The organism is Streptomyces vietnamensis, from assembly GCF_000830005.1.
Lineage (GTDB): Bacteria > Actinomycetota > Actinomycetes > Streptomycetales > Streptomycetaceae > Streptomyces > Streptomyces vietnamensis.
On record NZ_CP010407.1, the window covers coordinates 5250165 to 5273024 of the forward strand.

At 72.9% G+C, this 22860-nt stretch carries 23 protein-coding genes; 8 read left to right on the forward strand and 15 right to left on the reverse strand.

From position 1 onward, the window contains the following. Positions 1-71 precede the first annotated feature (71 nt). Both SVTN_RS23715 and SVTN_RS23720 read right to left on the reverse strand, forming a co-directional pair. A complete protein-coding gene (locus tag SVTN_RS23715) occupies positions 72-779 on the reverse strand; it encodes a L,D-transpeptidase (RefSeq protein WP_041134186.1) in 708 nt (235 codons plus the stop codon). A gap of 82 nt (positions 780-861) precedes the next feature. Next, the gene (locus SVTN_RS23720; RefSeq protein ID WP_041130907.1) at positions 862-2121 is read right to left on the reverse strand and encodes an MFS transporter; all 1260 of its coding nucleotides are present in this window, start codon (positions 2119-2121) and stop codon (positions 862-864) included. A 62-nt stretch (positions 2122-2183) separates the two neighbouring features. On the opposite strand from SVTN_RS23720, the gene SVTN_RS23725 reads away from it, so the two are divergent. After that, positions 2184-3164, forward strand: a complete 981-nt coding sequence (locus tag SVTN_RS23725) for a LysR family transcriptional regulator (RefSeq protein WP_078908461.1) — start codon at positions 2184-2186, stop codon at positions 3162-3164. On the opposite strand, the gene SVTN_RS23730 is transcribed toward SVTN_RS23725, so the two are convergent. Together SVTN_RS23730 and SVTN_RS23735 are read right to left on the reverse strand one after the other, a co-directional pair. After that, a complete protein-coding gene (locus tag SVTN_RS23730; protein ID WP_041130909.1) occupies positions 3150-3926 on the reverse strand; it encodes an alpha/beta hydrolase in 777 nt (258 codons plus the stop codon). The two genes, SVTN_RS23725 and SVTN_RS23730, sit on opposite strands and share 15 nt — an antisense overlap. Before the next feature lie 88 nt (positions 3927-4014). Then, positions 4015-4788 (reverse strand): GNAT family N-acetyltransferase, encoded by a 774-nt coding sequence (locus tag SVTN_RS23735; protein WP_041130910.1) that lies wholly within the window; start codon positions 4786-4788, stop codon positions 4015-4017. Positions 4789-4880: 92 nt separating this feature from the next. Here SVTN_RS23735 and SVTN_RS23740 point away from each other — a divergent pair, with 92 nt between their 5' ends. Continuing rightward, positions 4881-6035 (forward strand): adenosine deaminase, encoded by a 1155-nt coding sequence (locus SVTN_RS23740; protein ID WP_041130911.1) that lies wholly within the window; start codon positions 4881-4883, stop codon positions 6033-6035. A gap of 182 nt (positions 6036-6217) precedes the next feature. Continuing rightward, positions 6218-6589 carry a hypothetical protein gene (locus tag SVTN_RS23745; RefSeq protein WP_041130912.1) on the forward strand — a complete coding sequence of 124 codons (372 nt, stop codon included), beginning with the start codon at positions 6218-6220 and terminating at the stop codon, positions 6587-6589. Positions 6590-6667: 78 nt separating this feature from the next. On the opposite strand, the gene SVTN_RS23750 is transcribed toward SVTN_RS23745, so the two are convergent. The 5 genes from SVTN_RS23750 to afsQ1 form a co-directional block, all read right to left on the reverse strand. After that, positions 6668-6868, reverse strand: a complete 201-nt coding sequence (locus SVTN_RS23750; RefSeq protein WP_041130913.1) for a PspC domain-containing protein — start codon at positions 6866-6868, stop codon at positions 6668-6670. A gap of 90 nt (positions 6869-6958) precedes the next feature. Continuing rightward, positions 6959-7486, reverse strand: coding sequence for a VanZ family protein (locus tag SVTN_RS23755; RefSeq protein ID WP_041130914.1), 528 nt, complete (start codon positions 7484-7486; stop codon positions 6959-6961). Positions 7487-7815: 329 nt separating this feature from the next. Further along, complete coding sequence (locus SVTN_RS23760) at positions 7816-8421, reverse strand: hypothetical protein (RefSeq protein ID WP_041130915.1); 606 nt, start codon at positions 8419-8421, stop codon at positions 7816-7818. Then, positions 8418-9950, reverse strand: a complete 1533-nt coding sequence (locus SVTN_RS23765) for a sensor histidine kinase (RefSeq protein ID WP_041130916.1) — start codon at positions 9948-9950, stop codon at positions 8418-8420. The genes SVTN_RS23760 and SVTN_RS23765 overlap by 4 nt, the downstream gene beginning before the upstream one ends. Beyond that, on the reverse strand, positions 9947-10624 hold the full coding sequence (gene afsQ1, locus SVTN_RS23770) for a two-component system response regulator AfsQ1 (protein WP_017239746.1): 678 nt from the start codon (positions 10622-10624) through the stop codon (positions 9947-9949). Before afsQ1 ends, SVTN_RS23765 begins: the two co-directional genes overlap by 4 nt. A gap of 169 nt (positions 10625-10793) precedes the next feature. Here afsQ1 and SVTN_RS23775 point away from each other — a divergent pair, with 169 nt between their 5' ends. After that, positions 10794-11516, forward strand: a complete 723-nt coding sequence (locus tag SVTN_RS23775; RefSeq protein ID WP_078908462.1) for a SigE family RNA polymerase sigma factor — start codon at positions 10794-10796, stop codon at positions 11514-11516. Between the two features lie 153 nt (positions 11517-11669). Here SVTN_RS23775 and SVTN_RS23780 read toward each other — a convergent pair whose 3' ends face one another. Next, positions 11670-12359, reverse strand: coding sequence for an ATP-binding protein (locus tag SVTN_RS23780; protein ID WP_078908463.1), 690 nt, complete (start codon positions 12357-12359; stop codon positions 11670-11672). A gap of 52 nt (positions 12360-12411) precedes the next feature. Between SVTN_RS23780 and SVTN_RS23785 the strand changes: the two genes are divergently transcribed. Beyond that, entirely contained in the window at positions 12412-12810 is a 399-nt protein-coding gene (locus SVTN_RS23785; protein WP_041130920.1) for a hypothetical protein, read from the forward strand. 253 nt (positions 12811-13063) lie between these two features. On the opposite strand, the gene SVTN_RS23790 is transcribed toward SVTN_RS23785, so the two are convergent. Genes SVTN_RS23790 through deoC form a run of 3 tightly spaced genes read right to left on the reverse strand, consistent with a single transcriptional unit; the run spans position 13064 to position 16348 of the window. Then, complete coding sequence (locus SVTN_RS23790) at positions 13064-13954, reverse strand: aldehyde dehydrogenase family protein (protein WP_041130921.1); 891 nt, start codon at positions 13952-13954, stop codon at positions 13064-13066. Beyond that, positions 13947-15383, reverse strand: a complete 1437-nt coding sequence (locus SVTN_RS23795) for an aldehyde dehydrogenase family protein (protein WP_041130922.1) — start codon at positions 15381-15383, stop codon at positions 13947-13949. The genes SVTN_RS23790 and SVTN_RS23795 overlap by 8 nt, the downstream gene beginning before the upstream one ends. Before the next feature lie 5 nt (positions 15384-15388). Next, a complete protein-coding gene (gene deoC / locus SVTN_RS23800) occupies positions 15389-16348 on the reverse strand; it encodes a deoxyribose-phosphate aldolase (RefSeq protein WP_041130923.1) in 960 nt (319 codons plus the stop codon). 252 nt (positions 16349-16600) lie between these two features. On the opposite strand from deoC, the gene SVTN_RS41115 reads away from it, so the two are divergent. The 3 genes from SVTN_RS41115 (at position 16601) to SVTN_RS23815 (ending at position 19836) form a co-directional block, all read left to right on the forward strand. Further along, positions 16601-18019, forward strand: coding sequence for a hypothetical protein (locus tag SVTN_RS41115; protein ID WP_052499274.1), 1419 nt, complete (start codon positions 16601-16603; stop codon positions 18017-18019). Positions 18020-18464: 445 nt separating this feature from the next. After that, on the forward strand, positions 18465-19109 hold the full coding sequence (locus tag SVTN_RS23810; protein WP_041130924.1) for a class F sortase: 645 nt from the start codon (positions 18465-18467) through the stop codon (positions 19107-19109). Positions 19110-19143: 34 nt separating this feature from the next. Next, positions 19144-19836 carry a PH domain-containing protein gene (locus SVTN_RS23815; protein ID WP_041130925.1) on the forward strand — a complete coding sequence of 231 codons (693 nt, stop codon included), beginning with the start codon at positions 19144-19146 and terminating at the stop codon, positions 19834-19836. Positions 19837-19842: 6 nt separating this feature from the next. Here SVTN_RS23815 and SVTN_RS23820 read toward each other — a convergent pair whose 3' ends face one another. Continuing rightward, positions 19843-20991 carry a glycosyltransferase 87 family protein gene (locus tag SVTN_RS23820; RefSeq protein WP_107072766.1) on the reverse strand — a complete coding sequence of 383 codons (1149 nt, stop codon included), beginning with the start codon at positions 20989-20991 and terminating at the stop codon, positions 19843-19845. Between the two features lie 153 nt (positions 20992-21144). Then, on the reverse strand, positions 21145-22797 hold the full coding sequence (locus SVTN_RS23825) for a phospho-sugar mutase (protein WP_041130926.1): 1653 nt from the start codon (positions 22795-22797) through the stop codon (positions 21145-21147). Positions 22798-22860: the final 63 nt, after the last annotated feature.

A 22860-nucleotide genomic window follows, 5' to 3' on the forward strand; every position in this document is an offset into this window, starting at 1 on the left:
CACTCACCCCTCACCGGCACCCGTTCGGTGCCGGTGAGAGGGAAGCTACCGCAGCGCACTGACAGCCGGGGTCAGGTTCCCGGCTTGCGCCCGTAGACGAAGACGTCGTCGCCGTTCCTGAGCAGGTTCCAGTACGCCTTCGCGTCCGCCGGCCGCATGTTGACGCAGCCGCCGGAGCCCGGCGGGTTCCACATGGACTTGGTGGTCGAGTGGAAGGCCTGGCCGCCGTCGAAGAACTGCGCGTACGGCATGGAGACGTGGTAGAGCGTCGACCAGTGGTTGATGTTCCGCCAGTAGATCTTCTTGGAGCCGGTACGGGTCTCGGTGCCGTCCTTGCCCGTACGCACCGGCACCGGCCCGTACTTGAGGCGCGAGCCGTCCTGGATCCAGCTGAGCTGCCGCGTCAGGTCGACGCAGGCGATCCGGCCCCGGTTGGTCGGACAGGTGCCCGCCCGGTTGGGGGTGGTGCCGGCCGCCCTCTGCTGGAGCATCGTGTTCATGGTGCGCCAGGTGACCGGCCCCGCGTACCCCATGGTCGGGGTGATGCCGTGCTTGGCCTGGAAGGCCTGGATGGCCTGGCAGTCGGCGAGCGACTGGCGTCCGTCGACCGGCCGGCCGAGGAACTTCTCCACCTGCTTCTGGTACGGCCCCGTCGTCACGTTGCAGGACGCCGCCTGCGCCGGGGCCGTACCGAGCGCGATCGTCATCGGCACCACGAGCGAGGTGATCCCGGCGGCGATGCCCGCCCTTCTGCCCATCCGTCGAGCGATTCTCTTCATGATCGTCAACTCCCCCTTGAGTCCCTGTATTTGAGGACGTAAGGGGGAGTGTGGCGGTTGCAGACCGGGAGCGGGAGACCGCCTACGCCGTCGCCGGGTGCAGGCGCCGCGCCGCGACGCGCGCGCTGTGCGAGCCGTACAGGGTGACCGAGACGACCCCGAGGACCGCGACCAGACCGATCAGGACCGTGCCCGCCCAGCCGCCCGCGTGGAAGGCGATCGCGCCGAGCGTGCCGCCCGCGCTGCTGCCCAGGTAGTACGCGGACTGGTAGAGCGCCGAGGCCTGCGCGCGGCCCGTCTTCGCCGTGCGGCTCACCGAGGAGGAGGCGACCGCGTGGCCCGCGAAGAAACCGGCGGTGATCAGGACCAGGCCCGCCAGGACGAGACCCAGCGCATCGGAGAGCGAGAGCAGCAGGCCCGCCGCCGTCGTCGAGACCGCGAGGTAGAGCGCGCCCCTCCGGCCCATCCGGCCGACCAGCTTGCCCGCGGCCGCCGAGGAGACCGTACCGACCAGGTAGACCAGGAAGATCGAGCCGATCACGCCCTGCGGCAGCGAGAACGGCGCCTCCACCAGGCGGTAGCCGATCACCGTGTACACGGCGCCGAAGACCGTCATGAACAGCGCGCCGATCACGTACAGGCGCATCAGGAGCGGGTCCGCGAGGTGGCCGCGGACCGTTCGGGCCAGCGCCTTCGGGTTCAGCGTGCCGGGCGTGAAGTGCCGGGCCTTCGGGAGCAGCGCCCGGAAGGCGAGCGCGCACGCCAGGGAGGTCAGGCCGACGGCGGCCAGACCCGCGCGCCAGCCCCACAGCTGGGCGACCCAGCCGGTCACGAGCCGGCCGCTCATGCCGCCGATCGAGTTGCCCGCCACGAACAGGCCGATCGCGGCGATCAGCGCCTTGGGGCGCACTTCCTCGGCGAGGTACGCCATCGCCGAGGCCGGGAGGCCGGCGAGCGCCGCGCCCTGGACGGCGCGGAGCGCGATCAGCGACTCCAGGTTCGGGGCGAGCGGCACCAGGAGCGCCACGGCGACCGCGACCGAGAGGGAGGCCGTCATCATCGCGCGCCGCCCGAAGCGCTCCGAGAGGGCGCTGAGCGGCAGGACGCAGAGGGCGAGGGCGCCGGTCGCGGCGGAGACCGTCCAGGAGGCGGCGGAGGCGGTGGCGCCGAACTCGGCCGAGATGGCCGGGAGGAGGGCCTGCGTGGAGTAGAGGAGGGCGAAGGTGGCCAGTCCGGCGGCGAAGAGCGCGAGGCTCATCCGGCGGTAGCCGGGGGCACCGGGGGAGAGGCGGGTGTCGGCGGACGCGGTGGTGGCGGCCGCCTTGGTACTGGCGGAAGGCATGTCACGAACGTAGGACGGTCGGGTTCATGCGTCCAATGCACGGAACTGCTGTAATCGTTCCCATGGTGCATGAGTACAGGTCACAGCCTCGCCTGTCACCGAACAGTAACGAAGAAGACATGGGGCTGCTGCTCGCGCCGCGGCTCGCGTACTTCGCCGCCGTCGCCCGGCACGAGCACGTGACCCGTGCGGCGGCCGAGATGGGCGTGCCGCAGTCGACGCTCTCGCGGGCCATGGTCCGGCTCGAACAGGACCTCGGCGTCACGCTCTTCGCCCGGCGCGGCCGCACGGTCTCCCTCACTCCGGCGGGCCGCCGCTTCCTGACCGCCGCCGAGCGGGCCCTCGCCGAGGTGGAGCGGGCCGCCGACACCGTACGGGCCGATGCCGACCCGACGGCGGGCCGGGTCGCCTTCGGTTTCCTCCACACGATGGGCTCCGAGACCGTCCCCGGCCTCATCCGCGCCTTCCGGGTCGACCACCCGAGGATCCGCTTCACCCTCGTCCAGAACTACGGCGAGGCCATGATCGAGCGGCTGCGGGCCGGGGACCTGGACCTGTGTCTGACCTCCCCGGTGCCGGACGCCCCCGACCTGGTGGCCCGGCGCCTCGACGAGCAGCGGCTGCGGCTCGTCGTCCCCGACGACCACCGGCTCGCGAACCGCAAGCGGGTGCGGCTCGCCGAGGCCGCGGAGGAGACCTTCGTGACCCTGGAGCCGGGTTACGGGCTCCGCCGCATCACCGACGACCTGTGCGCGGAGGCCGGCTTCAAGCCCCGGGTCGCCTTCGAGGGCGAGGAGGCCGAGACCCTGCGCGGCCTGGTCGCCGCCGGGCTCGGCGTCGCCCTGCTGCCGCCGCCCGCCGTCTCCCGCCCCGGCGTCGTCGAACTCACCGTCACCGCGCCGCGCGCGGTCCGCGAGATCGGCGTCGCCTGGCTGGACGGCCACCCGGACACGGCCCCTGTGGCCGCCTTTAAGAAGTTCCTGCTCAGCAGGCGCGGCCATCTGCTCCCGAAGGAGCCCCTGGAGGGTTCACCGCCGGCGTGAGCCGCCGAAGCCCGCCGCGAGCGGCATCCGCAGGCCGAGCGGCGGGGGAGCCGCCATCGCGTCGGTCACCGGGCGGGCGACCGGCCGGGCGAACAGGGTGCCGAGCACGAAGTCCGCGGCGAGGGCCCGGACCTCGGCCGCGTACTGGCGCAGCGCGTGGCCGTCCGAGTGGACCTCGAAGCGGCAGGTGTCCCGGTTCGCCTTCTTCGCCCGCTCGGCGAACCGGAACGACAGCTCCGGGTCCGTCCGCGCGTCGTTCGTGCCGTGCACGAGCAGCACCTTGCGCCCCACCAGCTGCCGCACCGGCTCGGGCTCCGCCGCCACGTCGTCCTCCGGCAGCCACGGCGCGAGCGCGAGGACCGCGCCGACCGCCGGATGCCCGGCCGCCCGCAGCGCCGCCCGCGCGCCCATCCCGTGCCCCAGGAGGCAGACCGGGACGTCGCCGTAGCGCCGTACCGCCTCCTCGACCGCCCAGGAGGCGTCCGCCGCGAGGTCCGCGTCCGCGCCGTTCCAGCCGTGCGCCCGGTAGCGCACCACGTGCGCCGCGAGCCCCTCGGACCGGCCCGCCCGGACCAGGGTGCGTCCCAGCGGCAGCATCGCCGCGTGCGCCCGCGCCGAGGCCCGCCGGGTCGACACGGGCTCACCGTCCGGCAGGAGCAGCACCACGCCGCCCACCGCCGCCACCGCCGACCGGGAACTGACGGGGCGCCCGAGCCGGGGTCTCCGGGCTTCGGGCGGCCCCACGAGTGCGAAGTGCGCCATGGCAGAACAGTCTCAGAAGCGGAGGTGTACGCCAGTCGTACGCGCGGTCTCTGTTACGTATCGTCCGGAGAGCGAACGCCCTTTGCTCCTATACCCGTTCGAACCGGGCCACCGAGCCGACGACCGTGAAGCCCTTCCGTTCGTACCAGGTGTGCGGCCAGTCGCCCGCGAACGCGGTGAGGAAGCGGGTCCCGCAGCCCGCGGCGGCGGCCTCGTGCAGCGCCGTGTCGAGGACCTTCCCGGCGTACCCCTGCTTCAGATGGGCCTCCACGGTGACGAGGTCCTCGATCTGCGCGATCCCGGTCGCCGGGTCCATGTACAGGTCGACCCAGGCGGCCACCTCGCCCTCCGGGGTGTACGCGGCGAAGAACCGCACGACGTCGGCCCCGCGCCGCCGCGCCACCCGCCGCTCCACCAGGTGCTCGATCTGCTCCGGCGTCGCCCGCGGGGCGAACCGCGGCCAGGATTCGGCGACCGGGCCGCGCAGCTCGTCGAAGTCGACCTCCCGCGCCCCGCCGTGCTCCGGCACCGGGCCGGTGTGCGCCATGATCAGCGTGGTGGCGTGCCGGAACCCGGCCCGCTCCATGGGTGCCACGCAGGCGGCGGCGACCGCCTCGTCGAGGACGTACGCGAAGCGGTACGGGAGATGGCTCTGCGCCTCGTCCGTGTACCCGGCCAGCGCCTCCGGGTCCACGGCCCCGTAGGCGAGCACGTGGTTGTTCCCCCGGGAGTGCCGGTAGGCGTCGTCGAGCACGGCGACGGCGCCGGGGAACTCGACGGTACGGGCCGCCTGACGGCGGTGGAAGTCGGACAGGAAGCGGTGGATGCGCGGGAGTTCGTCCGCGGGCGTGGTCGAGGTCATGCGGGCAGGCTAGGCGGGCCGGTCCGTGAGCCGCCACGAGAAATCCGGCGCCACGAGAGGTGTTCTACGCGCGTAGGGGCTAGAGTGCGGAAATGACGAGCCAGACCCCCAACGTCCCCACCGCGGACCAGATCCGCCGTGCCCCGAAGGTGCTGCTCCACGACCACCTCGACGGCGGACTGCGCCCCGGCACGATCATCGAACTCGCCCGGGAGCAGGGCTACGAGCAGCTCCCCGAGACGGAGCCCGACAAGCTCGGCATCTGGTTCCGCGAAGCCGCCGACTCCGGCTCCCTGGAGCGGTACCTGGAGACCTTCGCGCACACCTGCGCCGTCATGCAGACCAGGGACGCCCTCTTCCGCGTCGCCGCCGAGTGCGCCGTCGACCTCGCCGAGGACGGCGTCGTCTACGCCGAGGTGCGCTACGCCCCCGAGCAGCACCTGGAGGGCGGTCTCACCCTCGAAGAGGTCGTGGAGGCCGTCAACGAGGGCTTCCGCGAGGGCGAGCGGCAGGCCAGGGCCAACGGCCACCGCATCCGGGTCGGCGCCCTGCTCACCGCCATGCGGCACGCCGCCCGCGCCCTGGAGATCGCCGAACTCGCCAACCGCTACCGCGACTCCGGCGTCGTCGGCTTCGACATCGCGGGCGCCGAGGCCGGCTACCCGCCCACCCGCCACCTCGACGCCTTCGAGTACCTCAAGCGGGAGAACAACCACTTCACCATCCACGCGGGCGAGGCCTTCGGACTCCCCTCGATCTGGCAGGCGCTCCAGTGGTGCGGCGCCGACCGGCTCGGCCACGGCGTCCGCATCATCGACGACATCGAGGTCGCCGACGACGGCTCGGTCCGCCTCGGCCGCCTCGCGTCCTACGTCCGCGACAAGCGCATCCCGCTGGAGATGTGCCCCTCCTCCAACCTCCAGACCGGCGCCGCCGCCTCGATCGCCGAGCACCCCATCGGCCTGCTCCGCACGCTCCACTTCCGGGCCACGGTCAACACCGACAACCGGCTCATGAGCGGGACGAGCATGAGCCGGGAATTCGAGCTGCTGACCGAGGCATTCGCTTACACGCTCGACGACATGCAGTGGTTCACTGTCAATGCGATGAAATCAGCGTTCATTCCTTTCGATGAACGACTCGCCATGATCAACGAGGTCATCAAGCCCGGCTATGCCGAGCTGAAGTCCGAATGGCTGTTCCAGCAGACCGCAACGACCAGGGAGTCTTCCCGCACGGCGGACTGAAAGGCGGCCCGCGAAGGGGACGGGAGCGGCCGGGTCGGTACGACACCCGGCCGCTTTCCGGTGTTTGCGGAGGCGACGTTCGCTGGTTAGGTTGCAGAGCCGCTCTGCATTCCCATGGTTCCCAGGATTTCCCCTCCCGGCTTTTCCCCGAAGCCCCCGGATTCCCCAAGGAAGATTCTCTGATGAAGCAGTCTGCCGCCAAGAAGCTCGGTGTCGCCGCTCTCGGTGCCGCTTTCGTCGCCGCCGGTGCCGGCGCGGCCAACGCCGCATCGGCCCTGCCGCTCGACGCCGACGCGCTGGGCACGGTGACCCAGGCCGTCCCGCTGGGTGACGGCCTCACCACGCTCCCTGACGGCGCCGCCGAGTCCCTCGGCGCCGGGCAGGGCGCGCTCGGCCAGGGGGTCGACCAGGGCGTGAAGACCCTCCCGGCCGCCGCCGGCCAGGCCACCCAGCACCTCCCGCTCGACGCCGCCGCCGGCGGCCTCGGCGCCACCCCGCTCGGCGGCCTCCTCGGCGGCCTGCCGCTCGGCGCCGGCGGCCTGCCGATCGGCTGACCCCCGCTCGTACACGCCGAAGGGGCGCGCACCCGGAACTCCGGGTACGCGCCCCTTCGGCGTGCGTACGAACCGCCGCTACCAGGCCGCGGTCGCCTTCTTCTCGCCGGGCAGGAAGATCCACAGGCCCAGGTAGATCAGGAACTGCGGTCCCGGCAGCAGGCACGAGACCAGGAAGATCAGGCGCATCGTCGTCGCGGAGGTGCCGAAGCGCCGGGCCAGCGCCGCGCACACTCCGCCGAGCACGCGTCCGTCACGGGGGCGGGTCAGTGCGGCCATGGTGGGCTCCTTCGGAGTCGGTCCGGGAGCCGCTCCTCCGGGCTCCCGATGACTCCATACTGCTGCCGCAAAGGGGGATGAAGCGTCCGTCTACGGGGCGATCGGGACCCTGGAAATCTTCGGGGTCGCACCCTGAGAAGCCCGGCCCGGCCTGCTCCCCCGGCGACGCAGCCGGGCCCGGGCGGCCGGGACCACCAGGAGATGCGCGAGCGCGACGCCCGCCGTGTTCAGGAGTACGGAGTCCACGTCCACGACCTGCCCCGGCACCGCGGTCTGCAGCAGCTCCACGGCCAGCGACACGAGCGCGCCGGCGGCGGTCGTCCGGGCCAGGGAAGCCCAGCCGGAGACGTGCAGCCGTCCGTCGGCCATCGGGAGCAGCACCCCGAGCGGGGCCAGGAGCAGCAGGCCCTCGCCGATCAGCCGGGCCGCCGCGGCGCCGCCGAGCGCGAGATCGGCCCGCAGGCCGTGCAGCGGGATCGTGTTCGGCGGGGTCACCCAGGCGACGTCCCGTGGGCGCAGGCTGATCCAGGCGACGAGCAGCAGATGCGCGAGGAGGAGGGCGAACCCCGCCACGCGGACGACCATGGCGGCCTGGCCGCCCGAACCTTGACGCTGCACGCCCCCCAAGACGCGCCGAACAGCCGAATCGGTTCCGCCGCCCGCCGTTGTGGGCCTGCGCCCCGCCCGTTGTGGGCAATCGTTCCGCTGGGGCGGAACGGGTGGGCACAACGGAACGGCGCCCTTGCCGGCGCCAGAGGCTTCCGCGCCCGGACCCGCACCACGTCGTGCGCCGCCGCTGGGGTGCGGGTCCAGGCGCGGAACGCGGAGGCGCCGCTGAAGGGCGCCGTCCCGTGTGCCCACCCGTCCCGCCCTGCGGGACGATTGCCCACACGGCAGCGGGTGCGGGCCCCACACGGGGGTGAGCGGGGGCAACGCCCCGGTGGAGGTCAGCCTGTTGGTGGGGTCGTCGGAGGGGTCGAGTCCGGGTGTTCGCGGAGGTCCGTCGTGCAGCGGTAGCGCTTCGGCGCGTACTTGCCCGGCCCCCCGAGCAGCACCGTGTGCCCGCCCGCCCCCGCCGAGCTCTCCGCGAACGTGCAGACGAGCTGCGACAGCGAAGTCGGCGCCAGGTCCTCCGGCTGCCGGCTCAGCCGCAGCGTGCCCGCCGGGTCGCCGGCGTGCCCGCCGCCGACCGTCAGCGGCCCGCGCACCTCGGTCGTGAAGCCGGCCTGCCGTTCGGCCTCCGAGGGCTCGGCGAGCAGCTGTGCGAGCAGCCCCCCGGCCGTCCGTACCGGATCGCCGCCCGCCTTCTCCTCCGGCAGCGGCGACCGGCGGTCCACCGCCTCCAGTTGCGAGCCGCAGACCAGGTACACCCGGACCGGCACGCCCTGCGCCGCCGCCTGCGTCGTACCGTCGTCGGTGACGCTGCACGGGACCCGCGAGGGGGCCGCGCCCGCGTCCACCGGGACCGAGGTGGTCCGGATTCCGCAGCCGGTGAGCAGTGCGGGGAGCAGTGCGGTGAGCGCGACCGCCGGGATGAAGAGGCGACGCCTCATGCTTCCTCCTCCTCGCCCTGGCTGCTGCGCGTCTGCACCTCGCGCGTGATTCCCGAGGCGTCCAGCGGCAGTCGCAGCACGAACACCGCGCCGTCGACCGTCCCGTCCTCGCCGACCGAGTTCGACGCCGTGATCGAACCGCCGTGGATCAGCGCGTTCTCCATGGCGATCGACAGGCCGAGCCCGCTGCCGTCGGACCGGGGCCGGGACGCGCTCGCCTTGTAGAAGCGGTCGAAGACGTGGGGGAGGACTTCCTCGGGGATGCCGGGGCCGTGGTCGCGTACCGCGATGACCAGCTCGTCGTCCTCCGTGCGCACCGAGACCCGCACCGGCGAACCGCCGTGCTTGAGCGCGTTCCCGATCAGGTTCGCCAGGATCACGTCGAGGCGGCGCGGGTCGAGCGGCGCGACGATCCCGCGTTCCGCGTCGAGCTCCACCGCGTCCAGCCAGGCCCGCGCGTCGATGCACGCGGTGATCTGGTCGGCGATGTCCACCTCGTCGAGGACGAGCCGCGCGGTGCCCGCGTCGAAGCGGGTCACCTCCATCAGGTTCTCCACCAGGTCGTTGAGGCGCCGGGTCTCGCTCACCACGAGGGCCACCGCCGGGGCGATCATCGGGTCGAGGGAGTCCTGCTCGTCCTCCAGGACCTCGGTGACGGCCGTCAGCGCGGTCAGCGGGGTCCGCAGTTCGTGCGACATGTCGGCGACGAACCGCCGGGAGGACTCCTCCCGCGCGCTCATGTCCGCGACCTGCTTCTGCAGCGACTCGGCCGCGCTGTTGAACGTACGGGACAGATCGGCCAGTTCGTCCGCGCCGGTGACCCGCAGCCGGGTGTCGAGCTTCCCCTCGCCGAGCTGCCGGGCCGCCTCGCCGAGCCGGTGCACCGGCCGCAGCACGGTCGTCGCCGCGACCTGCGCGAGCAGCACCGAGCCGGCCACCGCGAGCGCGGTGGCGATCCCCAGCGACCAGCCGAGCGAGTTCAGGTCGGCCTTCTCCGGGGCCAGTGACTTGAACATGTACCCGGCGGGCCCGCCGCCGTCGATCCGCGTCCCGCCGACCAGGTACGGCGTCCCGTTCCGCTCCGTACGCTGCCAGAACAGGTGGTACGGGTACGCGTTGGCGTCCGTCACCGGCCGCTTCGTGTCCACGGCCTCCTGGAGCGAGCGCGGCACGTCGGCGAGCGTGAAGTCGTCCGGGTCCGAGGCGCCCACGATCGGCTTGCCCGCGTCCCGCTCGCCGAGCAGCAGCACCTGGTAGTTCGCGGCGCTGCCGGTCGCGATCTGCTCGGCGGTCCGCCGCAGGTCGTCCTGGGTGGGCCGGAGCGGCAGCGTCGCCGCCCGGTTCTGCATCTCCTGCCGGAAGTCGTTGAGCGCCGAGTCCTGGGTGCGGGTCAGCACCGCCTCCCGGTTCAGCCAGTACGCGATGCCGGAGGCGGCGACGGCCGCGGTGAGCGCGACCAGGGCGAAGACGACGACGAGCCGGAGCCGCAGGCTCGAGAGCCGCAGCCGTGCGTAGATCCCCTTGCTCACGCAGGGACGTCCAGCCGGTAGCCGACCCCGCGGACGGTACGGATCAGCGTCGGCGAGGACGGCACGTCCTCGACCTTGGCGCGAAGCCGCTGCACACAGGCGTCGACGAGCCGCGAGTCGCCCAGGTAGTCGTGCTCCCACACGAGCCGCAGCAACTGCTGCCGGGACAGCGCCTGTCCGGGCCGCCGGCTCAGCTCCAGGAGCAGCCGCAGCTCGGTCGGGGTGAGCTGGAGGTCCTCGCCGTTCTTGGTGACCGTCATCGCCGAACGGTCGATCACCAGCGAGCCGTACGTCGCCGAGTCCGTCGACTCGCGCTCCCCGCGCCGCAGCACGGCCCGGATGCGGGCGTCGAGCACCCGTCCCTGCACGGGCTTCACGACGTAGTCGTCGGCGCCGGACTCGAGTCCGACGACGACGTCGATGTCGTCGCTGCGGGCGGTCAGCAGGATGATCGGCAGCTGGTCGGTCCGGCGGATGCGCCGGCAGACCTCGAAGCCGTCGATGCCGGGCAGCATGACGTCGAGCACGACCAGGTCGGGCCGCTGCTCGCGCAGCAGCTGGAGACCGTCCTCGCCCGTCGCGGCGGTGGCCACCCGGTGGCCCTGCCGGGACAGGGAGAGTTCGAGGGCCGTGCGGATGGCGTCGTCGTCCTCGATCAGCAGCAGAAAAGGCACGCCGTCATTCTGGCCCATGGGGCCGTCCGAGATCGACCGCCCGGGGACTCGCTTCTGTTCCGTTCCCTGTGACACGGCTGTGACAGTCGGCGGACAGCGCCATGAAGTCCGGGGGGCAAGCTTCTTGGCACACGGACCGAAACACACTCCAACCGACGGGGGGCGCAAGATGAACGCACTGCACAGCACCACCTCAAGCGCAGTTGTCACGCGTCTCCACGACGTCGTGCGGAGCAACGAGAAGTCCGGCGGGATGAACGGGCGGGGGTGCGTTCGGACCGTCGGGCGTCAGCGCAAGGCGCCGTACATGGTGGCCGTTGCTGACGGGGGAGCGGCGTACGGGGAGGTCACGGGGGAGCGCACGAACTGCTCGGAAGCCGAGTTCACGGCTTACGTCCAGGAGCGTCGTGCCTCCCTGTACGCCACCGCCTACCACCTCACCGGTGACCGTTTCGAGGCCGAGGACCTGCTCCAGAGCGCGCTGTTCTCCACGTACCGCGCCTGGGACCGGATCAGCGACAAGGCCGCCGTCGGCGGGTACCTGCGTCGCACCATGACGAACCTGCACATCAGCGCCTGGCGCCGGCGCAAGCTCAACGAGTACCCGACCGAGGAGCTGCCGGAGACGGTCGGCGAGACGGACGCGATGCGGGGTACGGAGCTGCGCGCGGTCCTGTGGCAGGCCCTGGCCCGCCTGCCCGAGCTCCAGCGCACGATGCTGGTGCTGCGCTACTACGAGGGCCGGACCGATCCGGAGATCGCGGAGATCCTGGACATCAGTGTCGGCACGGTGAAGTCGAGCATCTGGCGCTCGCTGCGGCGACTGCGCGAGGACGAGGTGCTGAGCTTCGGCCGTGACGAGGAGGAGTCCTTCGGCGAGCTGGTGGCCTGAAGGTCGGGGGGAACGACCCTTCGGGGGCCCACGGGGGAAACGGGGCCTTGGGGGACGGGGGAAACACGGGGGAACCGTACGGGGGTACGGGGAAACACGAAGCGGGTCGTACGAGTCCGGGGGGTCTCGTACGGCCCGCTTCGTGCGTCGCGTCTAGACCGGCGTGCGGTGGCGGCCCGCCGCCGCTGCCGCCAGGCGGCCCAGGGCCTCCGGCTTCGCGCACGGGTGGGCGCCCAGGGCCGTCTGCCGGGCGACGATCGCGCGTTCGGCGCGCATCAGGCGCCAGCCGCGGCGCAGCAGGAACGGGACGGACTTGCGGCCCTCGCGGAGGTCGCGGAGGAGCCGGCGGCGGAAGGTCGTCGAGGGGCGGCCGCGCAGGCACAGCGCGTCCGCGAGGACGTCGAGCTCGCGGCAGCGGTCCACGATCTCGGCCGCGAAGATGCCCTCCGCCACGAAGAGCGGCGTCCGCGCGATGTCGAGCCGCTCGCGGTCCACCCGGGAGCTGGTGGCGATGTCGTACACGGGGACGTCCGTCCGTCCCGTACGGCACAGTTCGACGATCGCGGCGACGGCGGCGTCCGCGTCCCAGGAGCGTGGGGAGTCCCAGTCGATGTCCTCGCTTCCCTCGACGAGCGGGAGCGAAGGGTCGTCGGCCTCCTTGTAGAAGTCGTCGAGGCGCAGGACCGGGAGGCCGGTGACGGCGGCGAGGGACGACTTGCCGGAGCCGGAGGGGCCCGCGAGCAGGACGACACGGGTCGGGATCGGTTGGGAACTCACGGGACACCAGTGTGAACCATTCCCCCGTGCAGGGGACCCCCGAGGAAGGCCGTTGGTATCGAGCATCACACCTCCACTACTGTCGGTGGCCGCTCGGTCACCCCTCGGAAGGATCGTCATGGCGCGTCACGCAGAACCCCGCACCCCCCGCCGCAACGCCCTGCTCAAGGCGGGTCTGACGGTCACGGCGGCGGGTGCCGCGCTGGTCGGCGCGGGCGCCGCGGCGCAGGCCGTCGCGCCGGTGCCGCTGCCCGTCGACTCGCTGACCAGGACGGACGCGGGCGCGGCCGGGGCGGGCGCCCTGGAGGGCGTCACGCACGGCGTGGGCCCGCTGACGCAGCTCCAGCTCGACCCGCTGGCCAACACCGGCGTCGACCCGCTCGACAACGGCCTCGGCACCCAGGTCGCCGACTTCAAGCCGGTCGGCACGAACCTGGTGACCGACCACGTCACGAAGGGCGGGGCAGTGGCCGATCTGCCGGTGGCCGGTCCGCTGACGCGGGGGCTGCTTCCGTAGCGTTCCGCAGGGGGACCTCGCGTACGAGCCGGGCCACCGCGAACGCCAGGGCGGCGAGCACGGCCGTGCCGAGCAGCACCCCGTGCACCCCGCCGGTCACCGCCGCCCGCAGGCCCTCCCGTACCGGCTCCGGCAGTTCGAGACGGGCCCGGAGTGCGTCCTCGGCGGGGTCGCCGGGCTGGTCGGGCGCGCCGGGGAATGACGGAACGGCCCCCGGGCAGTGCTGCTGCCCGGGGGCCGTTCCGTGCGGCGGCTAGTAGGACGAGCCGCTCGCGCCCAGCGAACCCGTGGGGTGCCAGACCGTCTTCGTCTCCAGGAACGCGGTCATGCGGTCCGTGCCCGGGGACTCGGCGAAGTCCTCGGTACGGGGGCGCAGGACGCGCTTCAGGTTGTCCGCCGCCGCGATCTCCAGGTCGCGGGCCAGATCGGTGTCCGCGCCCGTCAGGTCGATCGCGTTGACGTCCTGGTGGGCCGCGAGGTGCGGGCCCATCTCGGCGGCCTTGCCGGAGAGGATGTTCACCACGCCGCCGGGGAGGTCGGAGGTGGCCAGGACCTCGCCCAGGGAGAGCGCCGGGAGCGGGGCCTTCTCGCTCGCGATGACGACGGCCGTGTTGCCCGTCGCGATCACCGGGGCGATCACCGAGACCAGGCCCAGGAAGGACGAGTCCTGGGGGGCGACCACCGTGACGACGCCCGTCGGCTCCGGGGTCGACAGGTTGAAGTACGGGCCCGCCACCGGGTTCGCGCCGCCCACGACCTGGGCGATCTTGTCGGTCCAGCCCGCGTACCAGACCCAGCGGTCGATCGCCGCGTCGACGACCACGGCCGCCTTCGACTTCGACAGGCCCTCCGCGTCCGCGACCTCGCGGACGAACTGGTCCCGGCGGCCCTCCAGCATCTCGGCGACGCGGTAGAGGATCTGGCCGCGGTTGTACGCGGTCGCGCCCGCCCAGCCGCCGAAGGCCTTGCGGGCCGCGACGACCGCGTCACGCGCGTCCTTGCGGGAGGAGAGCGGCGCGTTCGCCAGCCACTTGCCCTTCGAGTCGCTCACCTCGTACACCCGGCCGCTCTCGGAGCGGGGGAACTTGCCCCCGACGTACAGCTTGTAGGTCTTGAAGACACTGAGGCGCGTCTGATCAGACATCGAGGTAGGCCTCCAGACCGTGGCGGCCGCCCTCGCGGCCGAAGCCCGACTCCTTGTAGCCGCCGAAGGGCGAGGTCGGGTCGAACTTGTTGAACGTGTTGGCCCAGACGACACCGGCCCGGAGCTTGTTGGCGACCGCGAGGATGCGGGAGCCCTTCTCCGTCCAGATGCCCGCCGACAGGCCGTACTGGCTGTTGTTGGCCTTCGCGACGGCCTCGTCGGGCGTACGGAAGGACAGCACCGACAGGACCGGGCCGAAGATCTCGTCGCGGGCGATCCGGTGCGCCTGCGTGACGCCCGTGAAGAGCGTCGGGGCGAACCAGTAACCGGCCGACGGGATCTCGCACGCGGCGGTCCAGCGCTCGGCGCCCTCCGCCTCGCCCTGCTCCACGAGGGAGGTGATGCGGGCCAGCTGCTCCGAGGAGTTGATGGCGCCGATGTCGGTGTTCTTGTCGAGCGGGTCGCCGAGGCGGAGCGTCGACAGGCGGCGCTTCAGGCTGTCAAGGAGCTCGTCCTGGATCGACTCCTGGACGAGGAGGCGTGAGCCCGCGCAGCAGACCTGGCCCTGGTTGAAGAAGATGCCGTTGACGATGCCCTCGACGGCCTGGTCGATCGGGGCGTCGTCGAAGACGATGTTGGCGCCCTTGCCGCCCAGCTCCAGGGTCACCTTCTTGTGCGTGCCGGCGATCGAGCGGGCGATCGACTTGCCGACCGCCGTCGAGCCGGTGAAGGCCACCTTGTTCACGTCCGGGTGCTCGACCAGTGCGGCGCCCGTCTCCCCGTACCCGGGAAGGATGTTGACGACGCCCTTCGGCAGCCCGGCCTGGCGGCAGATGTCCGCGAAGAACAGGGCGGAGAGCGGGGTCGTCTCGGCCGGCTTCAGGACGACCGTGTTGCCGGTCGCGAGCGCCGGGGCGATCTTCCACGCCAGCATCAGGAGGGGGAAGTTCCACGGGATGACCTGGCCGGCCACGCCCAGCGGCTTCGGGTTCGGCCCGTAGCCCGCGTGGTCGAGCTTGTCGGCCCAGCCCGCGTAGTAGAAGAAGTGCGCGGCGACCAGCGGGAGGTCCGCGTCGCGGGTCTCCTTGATCGGCTTGCCGTTGTCCAGGGTCTCCAGGACGGCCAGCTCGCGGCTGCGCTCCTGGATGATCCGGGCGATCCGGAAGAGGTACTTGGCGCGCTCGGAGCCGGGCAGCGCCGACCACTTCTCGAAGGCCCTGCGTGCCGCCTTCACCGCGCGGTCGACGTCCTCGGCGCCCGCCTGGGCGATCTCGGAGAGGACTTCCTCGCTGGACGGCGAGACGGTCTTGAAGACCTTGCCGTCGGCCGCGTCGACGAACTCGCCGTCGATGAACAGGCCGTAGTTCGGCGCGATGTCGACGATGGAGCGCGACTCAGGTGCCGGTGCGTACTCGAATGCAGATGCCATGTTGATCAGTCCACCGTCACGTAATCGGGGCCGGAGTAGCGGCCGGTCGCCAGCTTCTGGCGCTGCATCAGCAGGTCGTTGAGCAGGCTGGAAGCGCCGAAGCGGAACCAGTGGTTGTCCAGCCAGTCCTCACCCACGGTCTCGTTGACGAGAACCAGGAACTTGATCGCTTCCTTGGTGTTGCGGATGCCGCCGGCCGGCTTCACGCCGATCTGCACGCCGGTCTGCGCGCGGAAGTCGCGCACGGCCTCCAGCATGAGGAGGGTGTTCGCCGGGGTGGCGTTGACCGCGACCTTGCCGGTCGAGGTCTTGATGAAGTCCGCGCCGGCCATCATGCCGAGCCAGGAGGCGCGGCGGATGTTGTCGTACGTGGAGAGCTCGCCGGTCTCGAAGATCACCTTGAGGCGGGCGCGGTCGCCGCACTCCGCCTTGATCGCGGCGATCTGCTCGTACACCTCCATGTACCGGCCGGCGAGGAAGGCGCCACGGTCGATGACCATGTCGATCTCGTCGGCGCCGGCGGCGATCGCGTCGGCGGTGTCGGCCAGCTTCACGGGGAGCGCGGCGCGCCCGGCCGGGAAGGCGGTGGCGACCGAGGCGACCTTGACGCCCGAGCCCGCGACGGCGGCCTTGGCGGTGGCCACCATGTCGGGGTAGACGCAGACGGCGGCCGTCTTCGGGGTCGTGCGGTCGGTCGGATCGGGGTTGACGGCCTTGGCGGCGAGCGCCCGGACCTTGCCCGGGGTGTCCGCGCCTTCGAGAGTCGTCAGGTCGATCATGGAAATGGCCAGGTCGATGGCGTACGCCTTGGCCGTGGTCTTGATCGAGCGGGTGCCGAGGGACGCGGCGCGCGCCTCCAGGCCGACGGCGTCGACGCCGGGCAGCCCGTGGAGGAAGCGGCGCAGCGCACTGTCGGACGTGGTCACGTCGGCGAAAGCGGAAGCTGCGGTTGCAGTGGTGGGCATGGTCACCAGTCGAGCATATCTACGCGCGTAGCGACCTGTACAGGGGAGCCCCTTCATGGAGCCCGAGGTCACAGGGGGGCCGACGGCGTGGTGACTCCTGTCACATGGCCGTGACGTGGAGCGGACGGCTCCCGCATACAAGATCTTTAGATTTTCATCAGCAGCCAGCGAGAACTCACCGGCCCTCCCCGAGGAGATGTCAGCGGCATGCGGCTCTTCCTCATCCGCCACCGAATCTCTTCGGGAGTCGTTATGCGCACCGCCCTTCGCACCGCCCTCGCCACCGCGCTCGTCGCCGGCGTCGTCGCCACCCCGGTCCTCGCGGCCGGCAGTGCCTTCGCCGCCGGTACGACCCCGGCGCCGACGGCCACCGCGACCGCCACCGCTGCGGCGGCCGAGGTCGGGGTCGGGGCCGGGGCCTCGGAGGGCACTCTCGTCCGTACCGTCCAGCTGGCCGGCGGGCTGTCGGCCAAGGTGTACGCGAAGGGCGACCAGCACCCGTACTACACCGCCACCGTCCTCAAGGGCGGCACGGTGCTCGGCGAGCTGAAGGCCGGCGCCGGCTACCCGCCGAAGGAGACCAAGGTCTTCGGCGGATACGCGGTGACCCTGGACTCCGAGGGCAACGTGACCGCCGCCGCGGTCCAGCACACGGGCGGCACCCTGGTCCGCACCCAGACCCTCATCGGCGGCACCATCGCCAAGATCTACAAGGTCAAGGAGCAGAACTACCGCGCCGAGCTCTTCAGGGACGGCCACCCGGTCGGCGTCCTGGAGGCGATCACCCGCTCCGTCGCAGGCCAGGACAACGGCGAGTTCTTCGTCCTCAACCCGGACGGCACCACCTACAACTGGGTCGGCAACATCGCCCCCGGCACCCCCGGCATCTACCGGCTCGTCGACGGCACCGTCGTCGAACTCGGCAAGAAGGACGGCGCCTTCGGTCTCCAGAAGATCGACCCCGCCACCGACAAGGGCAGCGGCTACATCTACGTCCACGGCGCCCGCAAGGTGTACTTCTTCGGCAAGGCCGTCGTCGTCCTGGAGCAGGACGGCCAGTTCTCCGCGTACGTCCCCGGCTCGGCGAAGCAGGCCGCCCCGAAGCCGTACGGCATGGGCGGCGGCGGTCAGCCCACGTCCGGCCCCACCGCCGGTCCCGTCGTCACCCTCGGCAAGTGCACCGTCCGGCAGGACATCCCCTCGGTCTTCGCGCTGCTGACCGTGACGCTCACCAACGACCTGGAGAAGGGCCCGAAGGCCGTCCTCAAGGACGAGGCCGGCAAGCCGATCGTCACCCTCGACCGCGCCCACTCGGCCGACCGGGGCCAGGGCCTCACGATCAAGGGGGCGAACACCACCACCCCGCAGCTCGGCCAGCGCACCCAGGGCGGCGACACGCCGTACCGGTGGACCGCCTTCCCCAAGCTCCCCAAGGGCTGCGAGAAGGGCGCCGCCGTCGCGGCCTCGGCCTCCGCGGGCAACACCGGCATCACCACCAACACCGGGCAGACCTCCGTCATCCCGCGGGGCGGCGTCGCCGCCGGTGCCGAGTTCGCCGCCGAGGGCGACTCCACCGCCCTGATCGCGTCCGGTGTCGGCGCCGCCTCGCTCGCCGCCGCGGGCCTCGGCTTCGTCGTCCTGCGCCGCCGGGCCGCCGCCGCCCGCGCCTGACCCGTACGGTCTCGGCCGCCCGCGTCTGACCCGTACGGTCTCGGCCGACCGCGTCTGACCTGTACGGTCTCGGCCGACCGCGTCTGACCTGTACGGTCTCGGCCGCCCGCGCCTGACCCCTACGGTCCCGGCCGCCCGTGTCCGAGTCGTACGGTCCCGGCCGCCCGCGTCCGAGTCGTACGGTCCCGGCCGACCGCGCCTGACCCGCCCGGCGCCCTTGCCGGAGGGCCCGTGCCGGGCGCTCCGGCAAGCGCGCCGGGCGCTCCGGGCCTCCCCGTCCCTTGACCCGAGCGGGAGCACGCCCCATCCCGGGCCGGTCGCCGCGTCCCGCGCGGCGGCCGGCCCGGACCCGTCCGCCCGGAGCCCGCGCACCCCGTCCCGTCCCGGGCCCGCATGCCGCGCGGGACCGGGCGTCACCCCGTCCCGTCCCGTCCGGAGTCCTCCCGTGAGCCGTCGCCCCGCTCGTACTCGTACCCGTACCGCTTCCGTCCTCCTCGTGGCCGCACTCGCCGCGCTCACGGGCTGCGCCGCAGGAGGGGACGCCACCCCGCCCGCCCGGATCTCGCAGGCGACTGCCACCGCCACCGCCACCGCCCCCACGCCCGCGTCGGAGACGGTGGCGCCGCTCGCCCGGTCCCTGCCCGTGCGGGTGCGGCTGCCCGCCGCCGGGGTCGACGCCCGCCCGATCCTCGACCTGGGCCTGAACGCCGACGGCACCGTCGAGGTGCCCTCCGTCGCCCAGGCCGACCGCATCGGCTGGTACGACAAGGGCGTCACGCCCGGCGAGACCGGCCCCGCCGTCCTCATCGGCCACTTCGACACCGTCCGCGGCCCCGCCGTCCTCAAGAACGTCTCCAAGGTCCGGATCGGCGACGAGATCACCGTGACCCGCGCCGACGGCACGACCGCCGTCTTCCGGGTCCGGGAGCTGGAGCAGGTCGACAAGGACGCCTTCCCGACGGCCAAGGTGTACGGGAACACCACCCGCCCCGAGCTGCGCCTCGTCACCTGCGGCGGGGAGCTGGTCGACGGCCACAGGCCCGACAACATCATCGTGTACGCGGATCTCGTGGCCGCGCAGGCCGCCTGAGCCCCCACCCGCCCGCTGAGGCACAATCGGCGGCATGACGACCCCCGAGCCGACCCCCGAGCCCAGCCACGAGCCGAGCCGCGAGTCGACCCCCGCCCCCGAGCAGCCGTCCGCCGCACCGGCTCCCGCCGACAAGGTCTACCGGTCGCCCCTCGGGGTCGCGAGCGGGGTCTTCCTGGTGATCCTCGCGGCCTTCTTCGCCGGCGACGCGATGGTCCGCGGCGAGGGCCGCACGCCCTGGCTCGCGCTCGCGGGCCTCGTCCTCGCCGTCCCGCTGATCATCGCCTTCACGATCCGGCCCGCCGTGTACGCCAACGACGACCGGCTCCGGATCCGCAACCCGTTCCGGTCGATCACGCTGCCCTGGGCCACGGTCGCCGACGTCCGCGCCGGCTACTCCAGCGAGGTCTTCACGCAGGAGGGCGCCAAGTACCAGCTGTGGGCGATCCCCGTCTCGCTGCGCCAGCGGAAGAAGGCCGCCCGCCAGGCCGCCCGCGCCTCCCAGGACGATCCGCACGGCCGCACCTCCGTCACCGCCGACGTACGGGACAGCGCCTCCCGGATCGCGCCCAGCGACAAGACCGTCGCCGAGCTGCGCGAGCGCGCCGAGCTGCGCGCCGGGACCCCGGGCGCGCAGGGCGAGCCGCAGGTGCGCTGGGCGTACGAGATCGTCGGCCCCGCGCTGGCCGGGCTGCTGCTCGTCGTGATCCTGCTCGCGACGGGCTGAGCCCGCTCACGGGGCCCCGCCCCACACCAGGAGCATGTGGCCGCCCAGCCACGCCGAGGACAGCGCCGCCCCCGTGAGGACGAGGGCGGCGACGTGCCGGCGGGCGCGGGCGATCCCCACGGCGAGCGGCAGCAGCAGCGGGAAGCCCGGCAGCAGGAAGCGGGCGCGCGGGAACCAGACGCCGTCGCTGCCGAGGACCACGAGCAGCAGCACCCCCGTGAACACGAGCAGCGGCAGCGGCTGCCGGTCCGCGAGACAGCACGCGTACAGGGCGGCGGACAGCAGCAGCACCGCCGAGACGACGGACAGGAAGAACGACGGGGACGGGCTGTGGACGAGGTAGCGCCGCAGCTCCCGCAGGGTCACCGCGCCCCCGTCCCACGCGTTCCCCCAGCGCCGCTGCACCTCGAAGTACCCGTCCCAGCGCCCCCGCACCAGCGCCACCCACCCCACGTACCCGAGCCACCCGAGGGGTGCCGCCAGGGCGGCGGCCAGGGCCCGCCGCTCGCGCCGGGCGGCCAGGAGCCCCGCCGTACAGACCGCCGCCGCGACCGCGAGCCCGGTCGGCCGGGTGAGACCGGCGGCCACCGCGAGCCCGGCCGCCCACGCCCGGCGCCCGCCGAGCACCGCGTACAGGGCCCAGGCGGCCAGCGCCGTGAACAGCGACTCCGTGTACCCCATCCACTCCACGGCGGCCACCGGCGAAGCACCCCACAGGACCGCGAGGACCGTGCCCGTCCGGCGCCCGTGCAGCCGGTCGCCGACCGCGAACACCCCCCAGGCGGCGACCAGCGAGCACACCACCGCGAGCCCGAGCGCGACCGAGGCGCGGGAACCGGGGAGGACCGCGGAAAGCCCCCGGACGAGCCCCGGGAAGAGCGGGAAGAAGGCGAGGTTCCGGGGGTAGCCCGGCTGGTCCGTGTATCCGTGCCCGGCGATGTCCAGGTACCAGAGCGAGTCCCACGTACGGGCGAGCAGCGGCCACAGGCCGTGGCCCCGCAGATGCGCCCAGCGGGCGAGCACCGCGAGCCCCAGGAGCCGTACCGCCAGGAAACCGAGCAGCGCCGGGGCCGCGTGCCGCAGCGCGCCGCGCCCGGGGGCGGCGGGGGCGGCGGTACGGGGGGTGGGGACGTACGGCACGGGGGTGACGGACACCGGGTCACCCTGGCGCGCGCCCCCGGCGCGCGGTCCACGCGTTACGTCACGTGCCGTACGGGGTTCACCCGTACGGGCGAGGGCCCGTACGGAATCACTCCCGTACGGGCCCTCGTCGGTGTGTCACATCCCGACGTCCTACAGGCCGACGTCCTACAGTCCGGCGGCCTCGGACAGGTCCCGCTTGATCGCGGCGAGGACCTCGGCGCCCGTCGCGCGGGCCGTCGCCAGCTCGCTGCCGTCGCCGACCGGGACGACGACCTCCAGGTAGCACTTGAGCTTGGGCTCGGTGCCGGAGGGGCGGACGATCACCCGGGCCTTGTAGTCGCCCTCCAGGTGGTAGCGGAGCCCGTCCGTCGGCGGCAGGGACTCCGTGCCCTTCGTCAGGTCCTCGGCCGAGACGACCGTCAGACCGGCGAGCCGGACCGGGGGCCGCTCGCGGAGCGTGGCCATCGCGTTCGCGATGATCGACAGGTCCTCGACCCGCACCGACAGCTGGTCCGTCGCGTGCAGACCGTGCGCCACCGCCAGGTCGTCGAGCAGGTCGGTGAGCGTGCGGCCCTGCTCCTTGAGCACCGAGGCCAGCTCGGTGACGAGCAGCGCCGCCGTGATGCCGTCCTTGTCGCGGACGCCCTCCGGGTCGACGCAGTAGCCGAGCGCCTCCTCGTAGCCGTACCGGAGTCCGTCGACGCGGGCGATCCACTTGAAGCCGGTCAGCGTCTCCTCGTAGCCGACGCCCGCGGCCTCGGCGATCCGGCCGAGGAGGGACGAGGACACGATCGACTCGGCGAACACGCCGGTGGCGCCCTTGTGCACGAGGTGCGCGGCGAGCAGCGCGCCGACCTCGTCGCCGCGGAGCATCCGCCAGCCGCCCTCGGCGTCCGCGTCCGGGACGGCCACGGCGCAGCGGTCGGCGTCCGGGTCGTTCGCGATGACGAGGTCGGGGTCCACGGCCCGGGCGGCCTCGAAGGCCAGGTCCATGGCGCCCGGCTCCTCCGGGTTAGGGAAGGCGACCGTCGGGAACGCCGGGTCCGGCTCGGCCTGCTCGGCGACGAGCGCGGGCGGCGGGAAGCCGGCCCGGCCGAACGCGGCCGTCAGGACCTCCTTGCCGACGCCGTGCATGGCCGTGTAGACGGTCCGCGCGGTCCGGGGGGAGCCGGGGGTCAGGACGGCGTCCGTACGCTCCAGGTAGGCCTCCAGGACCTCGTCCCCGAGCACCTCCCAGCCCTCGGAGGCGCGGGGCACGTCGTTCAGCGAGCGGATCGCGTCGATCTCGGCGGCGATCTCCGCGTCGGCCGGCGGCACGATCTGCGAGCCGTCGCCCAGGTAGACCTTGTAGCCGTTGTCGCGCGGCGGGTTGTGGCTCGCGGTCACCTCGACACCGGCGACGGCGCCCAGATGCCTTATGGCGTACGCGAGGACGGGCGTCGGCAGCGGGCGCGGGAGCAGCGCGGCGCGCAGCCCGGCGGCGGTCATCACGGCGGCGGTGTCGCGGGCGAAGTCGACGGACTTGTAGCGGGCGTCGTAGCCGACGACGACGAGGCCGCCGGTCCGGCCCTTGGCCTTGAGGTACGCGGCGAGTCCTGCGGCCGCGCGGATGACGACCGAGCGGTTCATCCGCATGGGCCCGGCGCCGAGCTCACCACGGAGCCCGGCCGTGCCGAACTGCAGCGTGCCGCTGAAACGGGCGGCGAGCTCGTCGGTGGCGCCGGCCTCGATGAGCCGCGCGAGCTCCTCGCGGGTCTCGCTGTCGGGGTCCTCGGCGAGCCAGGCCTGGGCCCGGGTGAGGAGATCGTCCTGCGTCACGGTGTGCCTTTCGGGGGTGCGGGGCGGGGGTGCGGTGGGAGGGTGCGGGTGCGGGTACGTGGG

Bases quoted from the DNA above. Each gene is read 5' to 3' on its own strand.
- SVTN_RS23735 (WP_041130910.1), bottom strand. From the start codon at position 4,788: ATGACCTCGACCACGCCCGCGGACGAACTCCCGCGCATCCACCGCTTC.
- SVTN_RS23790 (WP_041130921.1), bottom strand. From the start codon at position 13,954: ATGTCTGATCAGACGCGCCTCAGTGTCTTCAAGACCTACAAGCTGTAC.
- SVTN_RS23760 (WP_041130915.1), bottom strand. From the start codon at position 8,421: ATGAGGCGTCGCCTCTTCATCCCGGCGGTCGCGCTCACCGCACTGCTC.
- SVTN_RS23795 (WP_041130922.1), bottom strand. From the start codon at position 15,383: ATGGCATCTGCATTCGAGTACGCACCGGCACCTGAGTCGCGCTCCATC.
- SVTN_RS23780 (WP_078908463.1), bottom strand. From the start codon at position 12,359: ATGCTCGATACCAACGGCCTTCCTCGGGGGTCCCCTGCACGGGGGAAT.
- SVTN_RS23750 (WP_041130913.1), bottom strand. From the start codon at position 6,868: ATGGCCGCACTGACCCGCCCCCGTGACGGACGCGTGCTCGGCGGAGTG.
- SVTN_RS41115 (WP_052499274.1), top strand. From the start codon at position 16,601: ATGCGCACCGCCCTTCGCACCGCCCTCGCCACCGCGCTCGTCGCCGGC.
- SVTN_RS23725 (WP_078908461.1), top strand. From the start codon at position 2,184: ATGGTGCATGAGTACAGGTCACAGCCTCGCCTGTCACCGAACAGTAAC.
- SVTN_RS23815 (WP_041130925.1), top strand. From the start codon at position 19,144: ATGACGACCCCCGAGCCGACCCCCGAGCCCAGCCACGAGCCGAGCCGC.
- SVTN_RS23740 (WP_041130911.1), top strand. From the start codon at position 4,881: ATGACGAGCCAGACCCCCAACGTCCCCACCGCGGACCAGATCCGCCGT.
- SVTN_RS23720 (WP_041130907.1), bottom strand. From the start codon at position 2,121: ATGCCTTCCGCCAGTACCAAGGCGGCCGCCACCACCGCGTCCGCCGAC.
- deoC (WP_041130923.1), bottom strand. From the start codon at position 16,348: ATGCCCACCACTGCAACCGCAGCTTCCGCTTTCGCCGACGTGACCACG.
- SVTN_RS23745 (WP_041130912.1), top strand. From the start codon at position 6,218: ATGAAGCAGTCTGCCGCCAAGAAGCTCGGTGTCGCCGCTCTCGGTGCC.
- SVTN_RS23785 (WP_041130920.1), top strand. From the start codon at position 12,412: ATGGCGCGTCACGCAGAACCCCGCACCCCCCGCCGCAACGCCCTGCTC.
- SVTN_RS23775 (WP_078908462.1), top strand. From the start codon at position 10,794: ATGAACGCACTGCACAGCACCACCTCAAGCGCAGTTGTCACGCGTCTC.
- SVTN_RS23730 (WP_041130909.1), bottom strand. From the start codon at position 3,926: ATGGCGCACTTCGCACTCGTGGGGCCGCCCGAAGCCCGGAGACCCCGG.
- SVTN_RS23715 (WP_041134186.1), bottom strand. From the start codon at position 779: ATGAAGAGAATCGCTCGACGGATGGGCAGAAGGGCGGGCATCGCCGCC.